Annotated in this window: 4 protein-coding genes and 1 pseudogene; 3 read left to right on the forward strand and 2 right to left on the reverse strand. The window is 48.3% G+C overall.

Annotated features, from left to right (window positions below; all coding sequences use genetic code 11):
• The first annotated feature begins 6 nt into the window (after positions 1–6).
• The 3 genes from AC27HD_RS14230 (at position 7) to AC27HD_RS14240 (ending at position 4,296) form a co-directional block, all read left to right on the forward strand.
• Positions 7–1,434 carry a YdgA family protein gene (locus tag AC27HD_RS14230; RefSeq protein ID WP_032095333.1) on the forward strand — a complete coding sequence of 476 codons (1,428 nt, stop codon included), beginning with the start codon at positions 7–9 and terminating at the stop codon, positions 1,432–1,434.
• Positions 1,435–1,472: 38 nt separating this feature from the next.
• Positions 1,473–2,342: an alpha/beta fold hydrolase gene (locus AC27HD_RS14235; RefSeq protein ID WP_487106653.1), complete on the forward strand. Its 870-nt coding sequence runs from the start codon at positions 1,473–1,475 to the stop codon at positions 2,340–2,342.
• 67 nt (positions 2,343–2,409) lie between these two features.
• Entirely contained in the window at positions 2,410–4,296 is a 1,887-nt protein-coding gene (locus AC27HD_RS14240; protein ID WP_032095331.1) for a hypothetical protein, read from the forward strand.
• Positions 4,297–4,484: 188 nt separating this feature from the next.
• Here AC27HD_RS14240 and AC27HD_RS14245 read toward each other — a convergent pair.
• Positions 4,485–4,841, reverse strand: a pseudogene (locus AC27HD_RS14245) (aldehyde dehydrogenase family protein); the annotation flags it as partial.
• Between the two features lie 67 nt (positions 4,842–4,908).
• Positions 4,909–18,832: BapA/Bap/LapF family large adhesin (locus AC27HD_RS14250; protein ID WP_487106656.1), on the reverse strand; the 13,924-nt coding region annotated here is incomplete at its 5' end.

Genomic DNA, 18,832 nt, shown 5'->3' on the forward strand with positions numbered 1-18,832 from the left:
TGTACTTTGAATAAAGCATTCATTTTAGGCGGCGGAGTTACCCTTGCTGCGCTTTTAATTGCCCCCACTTTTATCGGCAATAACATTGAAACAAAAACACGCAGCACCCTTGCTGCGTTAAACGAACAGCCGCTGTATTCTGCATCAATAGTGTCTTACGACAAAGGTTGGTTTAGCAGCAGTGCACAAATAGAGATCGCGCTAGATATCAACGGTATATTAGCCGCGCAGCAAGTGGACAACACTCAAGACGTTAGCATGGAGAACCCCACCATAATCGCTAATGTAAACGCCTATCATGGCCCCATCTATTTTGGTGACGGTGTGGGTATTGCAAAAGTAAAATACAATATCGCAGTTCAAGGTGAAGCGCTTCGCGAGTATGTAGCCTGGCCCGAAGACGTGCCTCTGTATTTTAACGAAGGTACGTTAGGCCTTTTCAATGGTCTAAATTACTCCGATGCGATTCCAGCACTACAAGGTGTAGATGACGAGCTAACCCTAAACTTTTCAGGCTTTAATGGTGAAGCGAAACATGAAGGTGATGGCATTCGCTATCAGGGACAGGCTGAGTCACTTACTATGAACGATGGTGCTTTCTCATTTGAAATGTTGAACACCACCGCTGATATTACCTACAACGACGACGTCGATATGCTTGCGGCTATGAACGGTGAACTGTTTGAGGGTGATGCGGCTATTGCCATTGAAGAAATGGTATTTTCAGATGAAACGGGAACGAACATTCTCGTTGAAGCGCTACGTGTCATTACCAATACGGATATTGATGAAGACACCAATACGGCCAGTGTGTATGTTGAGTATGCGGTTGACAAAGTTGAAGGTGCTGCACAAGATGCCTCTGATATGGTGATCGGCATTGCCATCAACAACCTTGATGTAGATTTCATCAAAGCCTATCAAGATTTTAGCAATTCTACGCTATCAACGCCTGCCGACGAATTGCCAGAAAAGCTTCAGGCGTTTATCAAAGATAATTTATTACAACAGCTACAAACTGAGCCTGAAATTAATATTACCAAGCTTGCCATGACCTTACCTGAAGGCAGTTTTACCGGTAAGGCTAATTCAAAGCTCGTGGGTGTTACTGCGCTTCCAGACACCCTTGAAGATCCAAGCTACTGGGTGTCCCACTTACTCGCTAATGCAGAAATTAAAGCCGACAAAGCATTCGTTGAAAGCATGGCTTCAGGGTATATGGTTGCTGAACTTGCTGCTAATCCGCAAACTCAAGGCATGACAGCAGAAGAGCTGCAAAGCCTTGCAGCGCAACAGGTTCCCATGGTGTTAAACACCTTTGTAGAACAAGGTTTTATCCAGCAAACTGAAAATGGCTACGACGCAGAATTTGTATTAAAAGACGGAAAGGCTAACCTTAACGGCGCCGAGATCCCGTTACCATTTGCTCAGTAGTGAGGAAGCAAACCAATAACTGAACAGGGCATTCAAACATGCAGTTAACAAAATGGCAGAGCGGCGGCGAGTATTTTACTCATCACCAACAAGCGCTATTTTACCGAACTGATGGCCAAGGCCCTGTTTTGCTGCTTATCCACGGTTACCCAACAGCAAGTTACGACTGGGTTAAGCTATGGCCCACGCTAACTCAACACTTTCGCTGTATCACCTTGGACATGTTGGGGTTCGGATTCAGTAGTAAGGCGCCCACTAAATATCAAATCACTGAACAAGTAAGTGCTATTTGCGCACTACTGAAACACCTAAACGTATCCAATGCCCATGTGGTTTCACACGACTATGGCGACACTGTTGCCCAAGAACTTATGGCCCAGCAGGCAGACGGTACGCTGTCGTTTCACATTGACACCCTACACCTTTTAAATGGCGGCCTCTTTCCCGAAACACATCGAGCACTGCCTATTCAAAAGCTTCTTCTATCACCTTTAGGTGGGCTGCTAATTCACCTCTTAAATAAAAACGCGGTGAGAAAAAGTATGCGGGGTATTTTTGGCGAAAATACACCGCCAACAAAACAAGACATTGATGATTTTTGGACGTTGATCAGCACCAACAACGGTCATAAATATATGCACCTGCTGCTGGATTACATGAAGCAACGCAAAAAGCACAGAGAGCGCTGGGTGACGGCACTTCAAAATGCCACAGTTCCTATTCGTTTAACGATTGGCGCAGCGGACCCTATTTCAGGTGCTCATATGGCAGCCCGATATAGGGAACTAATGCCTAACCCCAATATTGTAGAATTGGAAAACATTGGTCATTACCCACAAATAGAAAGCCCTCAACAGGTTTTAGCGTCAGTGCTTGAACATATTGAAGAAAGCACAAAAAGCACATAACTTGACTTCAATAGTTAGCACTGACAATGCTGTTGAATTCAAGTAAGAAAAGAATAAGGATGTTAGTTTGAAATTGATCATAGTAATTGGCGTTGTGGCTTGTCTGGTTGCGGCAGTCTACCTCAATATACAAAATACCACCGAAAGCCCCGTTATCGAAAAAAAATCCGCTCCAAGAGACGCAACTGTCACAAATAGAACAGATGATGCTCTGACACCAGAAGGCACAAAGCTAGTACTTCTGCCATTTCCCGAAAAAACGCTCTCCGATAAAGAGTGCGACTCAGTAATTGAAGAGAGTAGTGCTGATTTAGAAAAGCGTAGAAAGTTGGCGCTAGAGGCAGCTATGCAAGCCTATTTGGCGGGAGAGCCCAAAGAAATTGTCGCTGACGCAATTTGGATGGAGGTAGGCGCGTTTCCCGCAGAGGAGTGGTTTAACGTTATCACCTTTTACGAGGTTATAAAGCAATATCCGTTAGCTACTACAACGTTAGGCTCTTCATCTCATGTTGCTTCACAACTAAAAGAATTTCAAAGCACGATTGAGTCAGGCCGTTATCAACGGGTTCAAACTCGTGCAGAGCAGCTTTTTGCTAATGTTGACGTGAAGCCTATCAATCGGGCCATTGTGGAAAAACGCTCGCTCGACGATGTTATCTCTACTATAGATAACGCACTAGCTCATATTCCAGTCGAACTATTGCAAGATCCGCAAATCTCACCTATAAAAGGATTAATAAAATCGAGTTTAGAGTATGATTATTATGAGTTATCTCTTGCGTTAATGGAGCGTTACCCTTCACTTCTAGTTCAAGAAAGCAAGTATCAGAACCAGTTTATTTCAAGTTTGTTGAATGCGTTATATCAATCTATTTCAGATGAACCAAATAGAAACATACTAAAGCAAATAATTGCACTAATTCAGCAAGAAAATGCCACCATTGTAGTGAAAGATATGCCCGCTTTTTTTGGACCATCAAATGCGACAGCAGCGGCATCCAAGCTTATCGAATTAGGAATATTCATCGATTATACGGTGCTCGAGACACTAGAGCCCAACAATGTACCTATTGATTTACTCGCATCGACACCAACACAAGAAGCATTACGAAAAAAGAGCCAACAATGCAACGCACCCTCTGATTGGATTGAATCACGACGGTATAAAAAAGGTGAGTGGCAATTATTTGAGCCCACCTCTTTGACTCGAGAGGCGGTAAATTCAATCGAGTTTAAATTGTGTGACGTAGAAAGAAATTTTTCTGACTTTGTTGGCACAACGAGTGCGGTTAAAGAAGCCTTAAGAGATATAACTATGCGTATTTTTTCAGAAGGACTAACGCTTCGTGACGTATCTCCAAGCGAGCTGACTATTCCCGAACTTACCGATGATGAAAGAGCTGTATTAATTGGATTGATCGCCGATGGCTATCTAGAAAACAGAGGCAATGATAAACAGACAGTGAGACGGTTGATGAGCAATGCCGGGTTGTTCCCGAAACCGGTGAGTATGGAAGCCAAGCAAGCGCTATTATCAATGCGTAGCGCCCCACTCTGGCTCGAAACCTTAGATTTTAACGATAGTTCAAAGAGCTACATTTTACTGAATCAACTCGCTTTTCAAGGCAAGTTCGATTTATTTTCCACTCTGATAAGCAAGATAGAGATTAGCGATGAAGAATTGTTTGACCCACTTTTCTTTTTCTTACAAGGCTATAGTGACCTGAAATTAACTGAAGTCAACGGAGTCAGCAGCTTTACTGATGATGATACAGAGAATAAGCTTTTTGCAGACTATTTTATTGAAAATGGTTATGAATTCTTACCCCACCATCAGCGACAAATGCTAGAAAAAAAGATTTCACAAAAACATTACTTCGATAAGCTAGTGGCATTATTTCCTCAGATAAAAGTTTCAGATACCAAGGACTTCTTTTCTGTGGCGTGTGAGTAGTTAATCTTTGGGGTTCAGCACTGTGCGATTTAACACGAGTCCTTCAGCAACAAAGGGTTAAAAGATAAATAAAGTAAGGGGCCTCGTTATCACGATGCCCCTTTTATCTAGGATGTGTATTTGAGATTTGAATGTTAGCTGAGCTCTCTAACGCGTTCGCTTGTCGATTGCTTCGGTAAAACTCTTGCCTAGTTACTCGCTACCATAATCGTTTTGATATTCACAAACTCACGAATACCATAACCGCCGTGCTCTCGACCATAACCACTGTCTTTTACACCACCGAAGGGTAAGTTAGGCTGGGCGAGTGAATAGCCGTTGATATTTACCATACCGGTATCAAACTCATTTTTAGCAAGTGCAATGGCGTTATCTGTATCGGTACTAAAAATACCGCCGCCAAGTCCATAGCGCGAATCGTTCGCAATTTCCATGGCTTGCTTATCGTCACGGGCACGAATTAGTGAGGCTACTGGGCCAAACAATTCGTCATCATAGGCTGGCATACCAGGCGATACGTTTTCTAATACTGTCACTGGGTAAAAGCAGTGCTTAACCATATTGAGAGCAATACTACTGGTTGTTAATAAGCGCCTTTTTATGACTTCTTCTCTAAATATCGGTAGGCGGAAATTTATCAACTGCCGTCCTTAATATTTCAGACTCTACTTGAGAGGCGACTCCAATGTCGCTAGTACTCTCACTAGACACAGTGTGAACAGGTTCACCTGATATAACCGTGGATTCACTATCGCTGTCCATTTCTTCTGATTTGGACGAAGTTGACGGTAATATTAAGTCATCCTGCGGCAAATCAATGTTTACCACGTCGCTTTCAACTTCTGTAACGGGCCCCGCTGCTGTTAGATGCTCTTCCTCAGGAAGTGTAATTGTATCTTCCGGTAAAAGTATCTCAGGGCTTAATACTTTTGAACTAAGCGGAGATAGGGACTCGTTTACATTAGCTAAAATATCAGTCTTATCTTCCAACGTAGGAATAGCCGTAAGTGAAACGACATTATCCTTCGGCAAATCAATATTGACCACGTCGTCTTTGACTTCTGTTACACGCCCCACTGCTGTTAGATGCTCTTCCTCAGGAAGTGTAATTGTATCTTCCGGTATAAGTATCTCAGGGCTTAATGCTTTTGAACTAAGCGGAGATAGGGACTCGTTTACATTAGCTAAAATATCAGCCTTATCTTCCAACGTCGGAATAGTCGATAGTGAAACGACATTATCCTTCGGCAAATCAATATTGACCACGTCGCTTTCAACTTCTGTTACAGGCCCCGCTGCTGTTAGATACTTTTCCTCAGGAAGTGTAATTGTATCTTCCGGTATAAGTATCTCGGGGCTTAATGCTTTTGAACTAAGCGGAGATAGGGACTCGTTTACATCAGCTAAAATATCAGCCTTATCTTCCAACGTCGGAATAGCCGATAGTGAAACGACACTATCCTTGGGCAAATCAATGTTTACCACGTCGTCTTTGACTTCTGTTACAGGCCCCACTGCTGTTAGATGCTCATCCTCCGGAAGTGTAATTGTATATTCCGGTATGAGTATCTCAGGGCTCAATGCTTTTGAACTAAGTGGAGTTAGGGACTCGTTTACATTAGCTAAAATATCAGCCTTATCTTCCAACGTCGGAATAGTCGATAGTGAAACGACAGTATCCTTCGGCAAATCAATATTGACCACGTCGTCTTTGACTTCTGTTACAGGCCCCGCTGCTGTTAGATACTTTTCCTCAGGAAGTGTAATTGTATCTTCCGGTATAAGCATTTCAGGGGTTATTGCAATGAAAAGCATATCGTTGATAGGGAAAGGCTCGGTAGTCACTGTGTTTTCCCCCCACGGGGCCTCCACCAACGTAGCCTCCATAATTCCCGAACTACTTACAGTCTCGGATGTATTAATAGCTTGTGCTGTTGAAACACCTTCTCCGGATGCCGTCACAAATACGTTAAATTCTGCTTGTTCGACAGTACCGTCTGGATATTCAATACGGTAAGTAAAGGTATCCGTTAAGGTCCCACCAAATACGGCTTGCGTGTTGTCCGGGGTATAGGTGTAAGCACCAGTTTCGTCTATTTGTAACGTACCAAATTCACCGGTTAATGTGATACCGCCCGTTGGGTCTTGGAAAATAGCCCCATCAGTAGAGACTGTTACGTCGTAACTTGGACCAAACAGCACATCATTTTCGAAAAGATTGCCGGTGGCGGTTTGTACTTCGTCAACCACAAATTGGTCTAGGAAATGAACGGTAGAGCTCAAATCGACACTGACACCTCCAAGCGCACTGGCTAAGCCTGTATCCACGTCCATGGTAACTCGGTATTCACCTGCTGTAAGACCAAATGAAGTAAAGCTACCATTTCCATCAAGGCCGAGCAGGCCTATCAACTGGTCACTGGAGAAGGTTTCAACAACTTCCCATGTACCGTTATTGTCTCGCTCAATGAATAGATCCAGTCCTGAGCCCAATGATAATAGGTCTCCGCCATCCACGGTTAAAGTAAGATCCATCGTAGTATCAGTTGCTACAGTAAATGAGTTGCTTTGAGTATCTACAGAGGTAGGAATAACAATACCAAGGGCGCCAATCAGCCATGAGTATTCAAGCGCATCTGCCTCAGCATAACCCGTGCTGCTAGCAAAATCATAGGTCAGCTCTGCCCGCGCTGAGTCCGCAGATACTCCTTGCCCTGAAAGGTTAAAGTTGAGGTTAGCCGTAGAGGTGTTAGTCCCATCTGAAATGGTGTAGCTGAAGCTATCCGTACTACCCAAGCCGTCACGTACGCCGTTAGCTACATAGGTGTAGCTGCCGTCTTCAAAGATGGTGAGGTCGCCATAGTCGCCTTCAATGGTAATGCCCGACAGTCCAGTACCCAATACGGTTACCGACTCCCCATTGGTGTGAGTAACTTGCGTAACTACGCCGCCCTCGGCAATGCTATCGGCCACATCGCCAGTATTAGCGGCATCAATTACATTACCCGATGTTGTAGTGCTACCTTCAAACTGATATTCAGTTAGCGTTGAAGTTATATCGGTAGACTGTAGTAATGTAAGTGTATTGCTTAGCAGTGCCGCTGCGACAGTATCTAACACACTATCTGCTAGAAGACCCAACCCAAGAGCGTTTAGACCATTAGTTATAGTGCTGACCAAGTCGCCTGCGCCTATGGTGTCCGCGCCGCCTAACGCTGGTTCCAGAATGAAGTTGCGTACAACCGTACCCAAACCAAGCCCGCTGAGTACACTTGCATTAGTGCCGTTTAATGCATCTTCTACAGCAGTCAAAACAACGTCTTGGTTCTCCTCGCCAAGAACGACGCCGCCATCACCTAATTCAGTGAGAGTAATTGAGCCGTCATTATCTTGATCAAATAAAGTCTCAAGTGCACTTTCATCATTGCGAACAACCACAGTGTATTCACCGGCAGGTAGCCCAGAGAATTTCGCCACTAGCGTATCGTCGCCAGTTACTCCAATGAGGTTTACACCTGCCACATCACCTATTAACGGGTTATCTGGCGTCATCGCTGTGGCGACCACGTTGCCATCTGCATCAATAAGATCAACACGATACGCATCAGCGACTGCGACTAACGCTGTTTGACTGACCTCGACTACCACTTCGCCAAAGAAACCAGCATCAACGGTAAGCGTTGTGCTAGCCTCTGGCGAACCTGCCGCTGGTGAGCCTTCTGCTAAGCCTATAACTTGCAAGTCGCTGTCGGTAACTGGCGCATTCACAATGGCAGTTTGTGCGCCCAGTTCCATGTCATTGTTATCGGTTTGGGCTACTACTGGCGGGAAGTCGCTGCCAGATATAGTGATGGTAAGCGACGCGATATCCGAGGTTTCACCATCTGATAAGGTATAGTTAAACACTTCATCTTGCCCAATGGCGCTGCGGTCGCCGTCGGCGGTATATGTGTATGTACCGTCTGCAGCTATTTCTAACACACCGTACTGACCTTGGATGGTTATAGTACCTGTTGCAGGCACATTGACGCTATCACCTGCCGAATTAGTAACAACAGTAACTTGAGCACCGTCTAAGATAGTGTCTGCGCCTACACCACTAATATCACCGTCGATTAGGTTGCCTTGGGCCACTAAATCTCCCGTGTAGGTGTATTCTGTTAACGTTGTGGTAATGTCTGTGTCTTGCAATAGGGTTAGCGTATTGCTGAGCAATGCATCGGCAACAACACTTAAAATGTCATCAAGGAAGCCAGTTAAGCCAATTGCATCAAGAGGGGCGGTAAGTAAATTAACAAGCTGACCTGCGCCGATGACTGTAGTCGTATCCAGAAGTGTCTCTAGTACTCCCCTTACCTGGGTGCCAACCGTACCAAGTGGAATACCTAAAACGCCGGTATTTAACGTTGCTTCAATAGTATCAAGAACTACCGCCTGATTGTCTGGCCCAAGTACAACGCCAGCTGTACCAAGCTCATCAAGGTCAACATCGTTACTGTTGTCTAACAAGTCTTCAAGTAAGTTCTCATCATTGCGGACCACCACACTGTAGTTACCAGCATCAAGGCCTGATAACGTGAACGAAATGGTCTCGTCGCCGGTAACATCAAAAATGTCTAATCCACCGACATCTGCAAGTTGTGAATCTGCGCTTACTCCTTGGTAAACAAGCTGACCGCTCTCGTCATACACCTCAACAATGTAGGCATCGGCAACAGCAACCAGTGCTATTTGGTCAACCTCTACTAACACTTCACCTACATGGTTAGGGGAAACGGTAAAGGAGGCGCTTGCATCCACGCCACCTGTAGACTCTGCTAAGCCAATCACCTGTACGTCGCTGGTGGTTTCCGGTGGGTTTACAGTAACCACAGGTTCGCCCATATCAACGGTGTCACCGTCGTTTATAGCATCGAGAGCCTGTACAACAACATTTTGGCTTGCTGTGCTTGCCGAGTTACCTGCTTCGTCTGTGACTGTTGCTACCACTGCGTAGGTGCCTGCCGGTAGCGTTGTGCCCGTTAAATCAAGGCTCCAGTTACCGCTGCCATCAATAGTCAGTTCAGGGTCAGTACCAAAGGTAAAGGAAGTGCCATCAACGGTAACGGTTAGGGTAGTATTGTCACCAAGGTCCACCGTACCATTGAAGATAAGCGTGCTATCGCTAGTAATAAAGTCTCCAGCAACTCCAGAGTCGTTTGAAATACTATCGAACGTTACCGTCTGACCGTTATTGTTTTCATCAATACTGGTATCGATGACAAGTGTACCTGTAGCAGAGTCAGAATTACCTACAGCATCTGTAGCGGTAACTGTAGCCGTGTAATTACCTTCAGCAAGTAAGGCGACAATATTGTCAGCTAATGTCCAGGTACCGTTACCGTTATTGGTAGCGGTGTAGTCATTCCCGTCGATAGTGACCACGACAACTGCATTGGGGTCGTTCACTGTACCGGTTAACTCTGGCGTGGTGTCGTTGGTGGTTAGATCGTTTATTGCAACCGTGGGCGCGGTGGTATCGATTACTACTGTGCCCGTGTTGGTTACCGTGTTACCCGCGGCGTCTGTTGCACTTACCGATGTTGGGTAACTACCTTCAGCTAACGTGGCAACTACATCATCGGCTAACGTCCATGTGCCGTCCCCGTTATTCGTGGCGGTATAGTCGTTGCCGTCAATCGTCACCACCACAACCGCATTAGGGTCGTTTACCGTACCGGTAAGTTCAGGCGTGGTGTCGTTGGTGGTGAGATCGTTTATTGCAACCGTAGGTGCGGTAGTATCAATTATCACTGTACCTGTATTGGTTACCGTGTTGCCTGCGGCATCTGTTGCAGTCACTGACGTTGGGTAACTACCTTCAGCTAACGTGGCAACTACATCATCGGCTAACGTCCATGTGCCGTCCCCGTTATTAGTGGCGGTATAGTCGTTGCCGTCAATCGTCACCACCACAACCGCGTTCGGGTCGTTTACCGTACCGGTAAGTTCTGGCGTGGTGTCGTTGGTGGTTAGATCGTTAATGACCACCGTGGGCGCAGTGGTATCAATCACTACTGTGCCTGTATTAGTTACCGTGTTGCCTGCGGCATCTGTTGCAGTCACTGACGTTGGGTAACTACCTTCTGCAAGGGTTGCGACTACGTCATCAGCTAATGTCCATGTGCCGTTACCATTATTGGTAGCGGTATAGTCGTTCCCGTCAATGGTGACTACCACAACCGCATTAGGGTCGTTTACCGTACCGGTGAGTTCTGGCGTGGTGTCGTTGGTGGCTAGATCGTTTATTGCAACCGTGGGCGCGGTAGTATCAATTACCACCGTGCCCGTGTTGGTGACAGTGTTACCTGCGGCGTCTGTTGCAGTCACTGACGTTGGATAGCTACCTTCTGCAAGGGTTGCGACTACATCATCGGCTAACGTCCATGTGCCGTCCCCGTTGTTGGTAGCGTTGTAGTCATTCCCGTCGATAGTGACCACGACAACTGCATTGGGGTCGTTCACTGTACCCGTTAGTTCTGGCGTGGTGTCGTTGGTGGTTAGATCGTTTATTGCAACCGTAGGCGCAGTGGTATCAATCACTACTGTGCCTGTATTGGTGCTGACGTTACCGTCAGGGTCGGTTGCAATAACGGTTGCGGTATAGCTGCCTTCAGCAAGTGTGGCAACTACATCATCGGCCAGCGTCCACGTGCCGTTACCGTTATTAGTGGCGGTGTAGTCATTTCCGTCAATGGTAACCACAACGGTCGCTGTCGCATCATCAACCGTACCTGTCAGCGCTGGTGTTGTGTCGTTGGTGGTTAAGTCATTAATTGCCACTACTGGTGCTATAGCATCTACGGTATCAGACGCAGGTCCGCTGGTATTGCCCGCTTCATCTGTGGCTGTTGCGGTAACCACAACGCCATCAGCCAATGGAGTATCAGGCGTAACGCTCCAGTTGCCGTCGCCATCAGCGATGACCGTGAAATCAGGCGTGCCGTCGCCATCTATGTCTACATTCACAGTAGCGCCCGCTTCGGCGGTACCAGTAATTTCGGTGCCGTTGCCTGCATCCACAGTAGGTGCTGCTGGTGCTGTGGTATCAATTACCACTGTACCAGTATTTGTGCTGACGTTACCGTCAGGGTCGGTTGCAGTAACGGTTGCGGTATAGCTACCTTCAGCAAGAGCTGCCACAGCATCATCAGCCAGTGTCCACGTGCCATTACCGTTGTTGGTGGCGGGGTAGTCAATACCGTTAATGTTAACGACCACCGTGGCTGTTGGGTCGTCAACCGAACCAGTAAGCGCTGGTGTGGTGTCATTGGTTGTTAAGTCGTTGAAGTCAACCACTGGCGCGACCGCATCAACCATGTCTGAGGCTGGGTTGCTAATGTTACCCGCTGCGTCCGTTGCTGTTACGGTCACGATTACGCCATCGGCAAGCGGTGTATCAGGCGTAATACTCCAATTGCCGTCGCCATCTGCAGTGACGGTGAAATCAGGCGTGCCGTCGCCATCCACGTCCACATTGACGGTTGCGCCTGCTTCAGCGGTACCGGTAATTTCTGTGCCGTCGCCGGCATCCACAGTAGGGATTGCAGGTGGTGTAGTATCAATAACTACCGTTCCTGAATTTGAACCCACATTGCCATCGGCATCCGTGGCAGTAACGGTAGCGGTATAGCTACCATCTGCAAGTGCAGCCACTGCATCGTCAGCCAGCGTCCAACTTCCATCACCATTGTTAGTTGCGGTGTAGTCCACACCATCAATAGTCACGATTACGATAGCGCTTGGGTCGTCAACCGTACCGGTTAGCTCTGGTGTAGCGTCATTAGTAGTTAAGTCGTTGATTGTAACGACTGGTGCAATAGCGTCTACCGTATCAGACGCTGGTGCACTGACATTGCCTGCTTCATCAGTGGCGGTAGCCGTAACTTCCACACCATCGGCCAGTGGTGTAGTGGGTGTTACTGACCAATTTCCATCGCCATCTGCGATGACGATGAAGTCTGGCGTGCCGTCGCCATCCACGTCCACATTTACGGTTGCGCCTGCTTCCGCAGTACCCGTAATTTCAGTGCCATTACCTGCATCGACGGTAGGCGCTGCTGGAGCGGTGGTGTCAATCACCACAGTACCAGAGTTAGTTCCGGTGTTGCCGTCGGCATCAGTAGCAGTAACCGTAGCGGCATAGCTACCTTCAGCCAGCGCGGAAACGATATCGTCAGCCAGTGTCCAGCTGCCATCACCATTGTTTGTCGCGGTATAGTCTGTACCGTTAATGGTAACGACCACGATGGCGGTTGGATCGTCTACCGAACCGGTAAGTGCAGGTGTGGTGTCGTTTGTCGTTAGGTCGTTAAAGGCAACGATTGGCGCAACAGCGTCTACCGTATCAGACGCCGGACTACTCGTATTGCCAGCTTCATCAGTCGCTGTTGCCGTTACAACTACACCATCTGCTAGCGGTGTGGTGGGTGTTACTGACCAGTTACCATCGCCATCAGCAATAACCATGAAATCAGGTGTGCCATCACCGTCAACGTCTACGTTTACGACAGCGCCTGCTTCGGCGGTACCGGTAATTTCAGTACCATTGCCTGCATCGACAGTAGGCGCAGCAGGCGCAGTAGTATCGATAACACCGCCATTTCCGTTTGCGGTTGCCGTGTTACCCGCGCCATCTGTCGCAGTTGCGGTGACTGAATAATTACCTTCAGATAAGGCTGCTGGCACATCTACAGAGAAGGTCCCATTGGCTTGAACAATGGCGTCGAAGGTTTGCGTATTACCAGCATTATCGGTAACGCTGATAGATACAGTGCTGCCTGGCGCAATATCTGTAGTACCGGAAATGGTCGGTGTCGTGTCGTTTCCTGTACCAAGCGAGTCCAAGGTTAAGTCTGGTGCGGCCGTATTGATGTTTCCGCTGGTAGTATCAGACGCTGAGTTTCCAGCAGTATCGGTGGCACTAGCAGTAACATCGAAGTTTCCGTCTGCCATTGTATTGGGCACGTCAGCGCTGAAATTACCAACGCTATCGACAATAGCCGTAAATGTCTGTTCTGCTCCTGCGCTGTCGGTGACGATTATGGTCACTGAACTACCTGGGCTTAAATCGGTGCTACCGGTGATCGTTGGCGTTGTATCGTTACCTGTGCCTTGTGCATCTAAGTTGATAGTCGGCGCGGTAGTGTCTACGCTACCGCCTGTTTCAGTGGCAGTAGTCTCATTGCCTGCAGGGTCTTGGGCAATGGCGGTGACGGTATAGCCTCCTTCAGCCATTGGATTAGGCACCTCGGCCGAGAAACTGCCGTCTCCTTGAACGGTTGCCTCGAAAGTCTGGCTTGCACCTGCGTTGTCTGTAACCGTAATCGTTACCGTGGCGCCTGCAGGCAGATCCGTATTCCCTAATATTGTAGGCGTTGTGTCGCTGTCAGAGGCCAGTGTATCTAACGATAGAGTAGGGGCTGTTGTATCAATAATGCCTGTGTTGTCTGCGACGGTAGTGCTATTACCCGCTTCATCACTCGCCGTGGCTTCAACATTGTATGCCCCTTCAGCTAAAGGCGCAGACACATTCACAGTAAAGTTTCCATTTACATCAACTGTAGCTGTGATGGTTTGAACATTTCCTGCGCTGTCAGTTACTACAAGAGTAACTTCACTACCCTGCGCAAGATTTGTGCTACCAGATAGGGTAGGCGTTGTGTCATTGCCTTCCTCAAGTGGCGTTAAGGTTAGTGATGGTGCTGTAGTGTCTACGCTTCCTGTATCATCGGCAGTCGCTGTATTACCTGCTTCATCACTGATAGTAGCGCTTACCGTGAAGTCGCCTTCCGTTAAATCGGTACCTGGGGAGATAGAGAAAGACCCATCGGCCTGTACCACTGCATTTAAGATCTGAGTCTCACCAGCACTATCCGTTACCAAAATAGTAACCACAGAGCCCGCAGGTTCATCGGATGTACCTGTAATGAGTGGCGTCGCGTCGTTAGTGGTATCTGCAACATCTATAGTAAGTGTAGGTACAAGTGTATCAACTACGCCTGCCTCGTTATCGGTTGTATTGTTGCCTGCTGTATCAGTGGCGTTTGCTGAAACAGTGAAGTTTCCTTCAGCCATTGCCGCTGGCACGTCGGCAGAGAATACGCCGCCCGCGGCAACCAGTGCAGAGAACACTTGGGTATTACCGGCACTATCAACAACAGTTATTTGCACCGTGGAACCTTGCGGTAAATCTACGGTACCGCTAATGGTTGGGGTTGAGTCGCTAACTGTACCCGGCTCGTCCAGCGTAATAACAGGTGAAATGGTGTCGATGAGGCCGGTTTCAGCGTCGGACGCTGTATTGCCTGCTTCATCAACCACCGTTGCCTGAACTGTGTAGCTACCTTCAGCCAAAGCGGCAGGTACATCTACACTAAAGGAGCCATCACCTTGTACGGTGGCTGAAAAGGTTTGAATATTGCCAGCGTTATCGGTGACGGTAATTGAAACCGTGCTTCCGGCTGGTTGGTCTGTCGTTCCGCTAATGGTTGGCGTTGCATCATTGCCAATTCCAGGGTCTGCCACATCAATAGCCGGTGATGTAGTATCTACTACACCGCCAGTTTCAGAGTCAGAGCCGGTATTACCCGCGCCGTCAGTCACCTCTGCGACAACTGTGTAGCTACCTTCTGCCAGGTCTGACGGTACGCTTGCGCTGAAGGTGCCATCTCCTTGTACTGTTGCAGTAAAGGTTTGAACTGCTCCAGCACTATCTGTCACTGTTAAGGTGACAATGGCACCAACTGGTGCGTTAGTTGTGCCAGAAATAAGAGGCGTAGCGTCGTTTGTCTGGCCAAGGGCATCTAGGGTAATGTCCGGGGCGCTTGCATTAATATTGCCGCTATCTGACACAGTCGTGCTATTGCCCGCAGCATCGCTCGCACTGGCTGTTACATCGTAATCGCCATCAACAAGCGCGCTGGGTACTTCAACTGAGAAAGTGCCATCGGCGTTTACCGTAGCAGTAAGATTCTGTATGTTACCGCCTGCATCGGTGACAACCAGTGTAATTGCTGCTCCCTCTGGCAAGTCGGTAGTACCGCTTAATACTGGCGTTGCGTCATTGCCGCTAGCCACTGGATCTAAGTTGATAACAGGTGGGGTGGTGTCAACTGTTCCGTTGTTATCAACCGCTGTGTTTTGATTACCTGCATCATCAGTTGCCGCAACTTCTACTGTGTAATTGCCTTCTGCAAGGTCAACCGGCACATCAGCGCTAAAGCTACCGTTTGCTTGAACGATGGCAGTGAAAGTTTGCGTATTGCCCTGGCTGTCAGTCACGCTGATGCTTACCGTGCTGCCCGCAACTAAGTCGGTGGTTCCCGATATAGTCGGTGTAGCGTCGTTGGTTAGGCCTTGTGCGTCCAACGTTAAGGTAGGGGCTGCTGTATCTATGACGCCGTTGTTATCTATTGCCGTTGCTGAATTACCCGCATCATCAGTTGCAGTGACAGTCACGCTGAAACTACCCTCAGCTAAATCGGCAGGAACATCAGCACTGTAAGTGCCATCGTTTTGAACGGTTGCTGTAAATGTTTGGGTATTTCCAGCGTTGTCTGTCACGCTTATGCTAACTGTATCGCCAGCATTGAGGTCTGTGGTGCCAGAAATAGACGGCGTTGCATCATTGCCAAGCCCTTGTGTATCGATGGTTATCGATGGGGCTGTGGTATCAATGTTACCGCCATTTTCGGTTACCGATGCACTGTTGCCAGCACCGTCTGTGGCGGTGGCAGTAACAGAATAGTCACCTTCAGGTAAGCTTGCAGGAACATCAGCCGTAAAGCTTCCATCACCTTGCACTATGGCACTGAATGTCTGTGTGTTTCCAGCGCTGTCAGTCACAGTTAGCGTTACAGTGCTACCTGGCGCCAAGTCGGTATTACCTGAAACAGTCGGCGTCGTGTCATTGCCCGACCCAAGAGGATCAAGGGATAGGGAGGGCGCGGCAGAGTTTATGTCGCCGCTCACTGTATCTGTAGCAGTATTGCCTGCAGCATCAGTGGCCGTTGCAGTCACGTCGAAGCTTCCGTCTGCCATAGGATTAGGCACATCTGCGCTGAAGTCGCCATTAGCATCAACAGTTGCAGTAAACGTCTGCACAGTGCCAACACTGTCAGTTACTGTGATAGTTACTGTGCTTCCTGCGGCTAGGTCGGTATTTCCGCTAATGGTAGGTGTGTTATCGTTACCCGCACCAAGCGGATCCAAAGTGATAACAGGCGCTGTGGTATCTACGCTACCGCCCGTTTCAGAATCAGAACCTTGGTTGCCAGCCGCGTCTTGAGCGGTTGCGGTAACCGTATAGTCACCTTCAGCTAGTGGCGAAGGTACATTGGCGGCAAAACTGCCGTCGGTTTGTACCGTTGCGGCAAAGGTTTGCGTGTTACCCGCACTGTCGACCACCGTTAGTATGACAATGGCGCCAGCTGGAAGGTTTGTGGTGCCAGAAATAGTTGGCGTAGCGTTATTCTCTGGCGTTAATTCGTCAAGGTTTAGCTCAGGTGGCGTGATGTCGATAACGCCTGAATTATCGAGTATCGATGTGCTGTTGCCTGCCCCATCAGTAGCTGTGACTTCAACAGTGTACGAGCCTTCAGCAAGGGCCGCGGGCACATCAACCGTAAAGTTTCCGGCTGCATCAACCGTCGCCGTAACTGTTTGAATGTTGCCTGCGCTATCTGTGATAACCAAGGAGACCACGCTACCTTCGGCTAGATCTGTACTTCCCGAAATGGTTGGCGTTGTATCATTGCCTAATCCTTGAGGGTCTAAGGTTAAGGTAGGCGCTGTGGTGTCTATGGTGCCTGTTGCATTGTCTGACGCACTGTTGCCAGCATCGTCTGTGGCCGTTGCGGTAACCGTATAGTCCCCTTCGGCCAGTGCAACTGGCACATCCACAGTAAAGTTGCCATTTGCATCAACTGTTGCGGTAACAGTTTGGGTATTGCCAGCGTTGTCAGTAATTGAAAGCGTAACGCTCTCGCCTGCTGCCAGGTCAGTAGCACCCGAAATGGTAGGCGTAGTATCGTTATTTGAACCCAGCGCATCTAGCGAGATAACGGGGGCGACGGTATCGACTATACCGTTATTGTCGGTGGCTGAAGCACTATCGCCGTTGCTGTCAGTCGCGGTAGCTGTTACTGAGTAATCGCCCTCGGCAAGAGGTGCGGGCACATCAGCGCTGAAATTGCCGCTTACATCAACAAGTGCAGTAAAGGTTTGCGTATTGCCGGCACTGTCTGTGACTGAAAGCGTCACGGTTGAACCCGCTGGTAGGTCAGTCGTACCCGATATAGTTGGTGTAGCATCGCTAACTGTGACCTGCGCATCTAGCGTTAGCGCAGGTGCGCTTGTATCTAGCGTACCGGTATCAGAGGTGGTGGTTGTATTACCCGCATCATCTGAGGCACTTGCTGTTACCGTGTAGCTTCCATCCGGTAGAGCGTTTGGAACATCCGCGCTGAAGTCACCATTTGCGTCAACAATGGCGTCAAAGGTTTGTGTATTACCTGCGCTATCTGTGACGGTTAACGTTACTGTGCTTCCCGGCGCTAAATCAGTGCTGCCCGATATGTTAGGCGTTTCATCGTTGCCTGTGCCCTGCGGATTTAGAGTAAGCACAGGGGCGGTGGTGTCAATATTGCCACCGCCTTCAGATACGGTTGTTGAATTACCTGCATCATCTGTTGCAGTAACCTCGACGCTATAATCGCCCTCTGGCAGTGGTGACAATACCTCTGTTGCAAAGTTGCCGTCTGCATCAACTAATGCGTTAATGGTTTGCGTGTCGCCATTGCTGTCAGTCACGGTGATCACAACAACAGCGCCTTCAGGTAAATCTGTATTACCTGAAATAACCGGCGTAGTGTCATTACCTGAATCTAACGGGTTAACGGTAACAATAGGCGCTTGTGTATCAATACTTCCATTTGATTCGTTTGCCGTCGCGGTGTTGCCTTGTGCATCGCTTACTGTTGCCGTAACGGTAAAGTCGCCTTCAGCTAGAGCGCTAGGCACATCGACACTGAATGTTCCGTCGCCTTGCACGGCTGCTTGGAAACTTTGCGAGTTACCGTTGGCATCTACCACAGTAATGGTAACCAGTGTGCCAGGAGCTACGTCGGTAGTACCTGTAATAGTTGGAGTAACATCACTGGTAGCGCCTTGTGGATCAAGGGTTAACAGTGGCGCTTGGCTATCTACATTGCCTGCTGTATTAGCATTTGCGGTATTGCCTGCACTGTCAGTTGCTCTGGCGGTAACAGTAAAGTCGCCGTCAGCTAGTGCGTTTGGCACATCTACCCTAAAGCGACCATTTGCATCGACCAAGGCATTGATAAGTTGCGTGTTTCCAGCGCTATCTGTTACGACAAGCGTGACCGTGCTTCCTTCAGGAAGGTCTGTAGTGCCTGAAAGTGTCGGCGTGGTGTCACCGGTGCTGCCAGGATTCTCAAGGGTTAGCGCTGGCGCTGTGGTATCAATTTCACCTGTG

This window comes from Alteromonas sp. 4NS20-0143 (assembly GCF_057542855.1).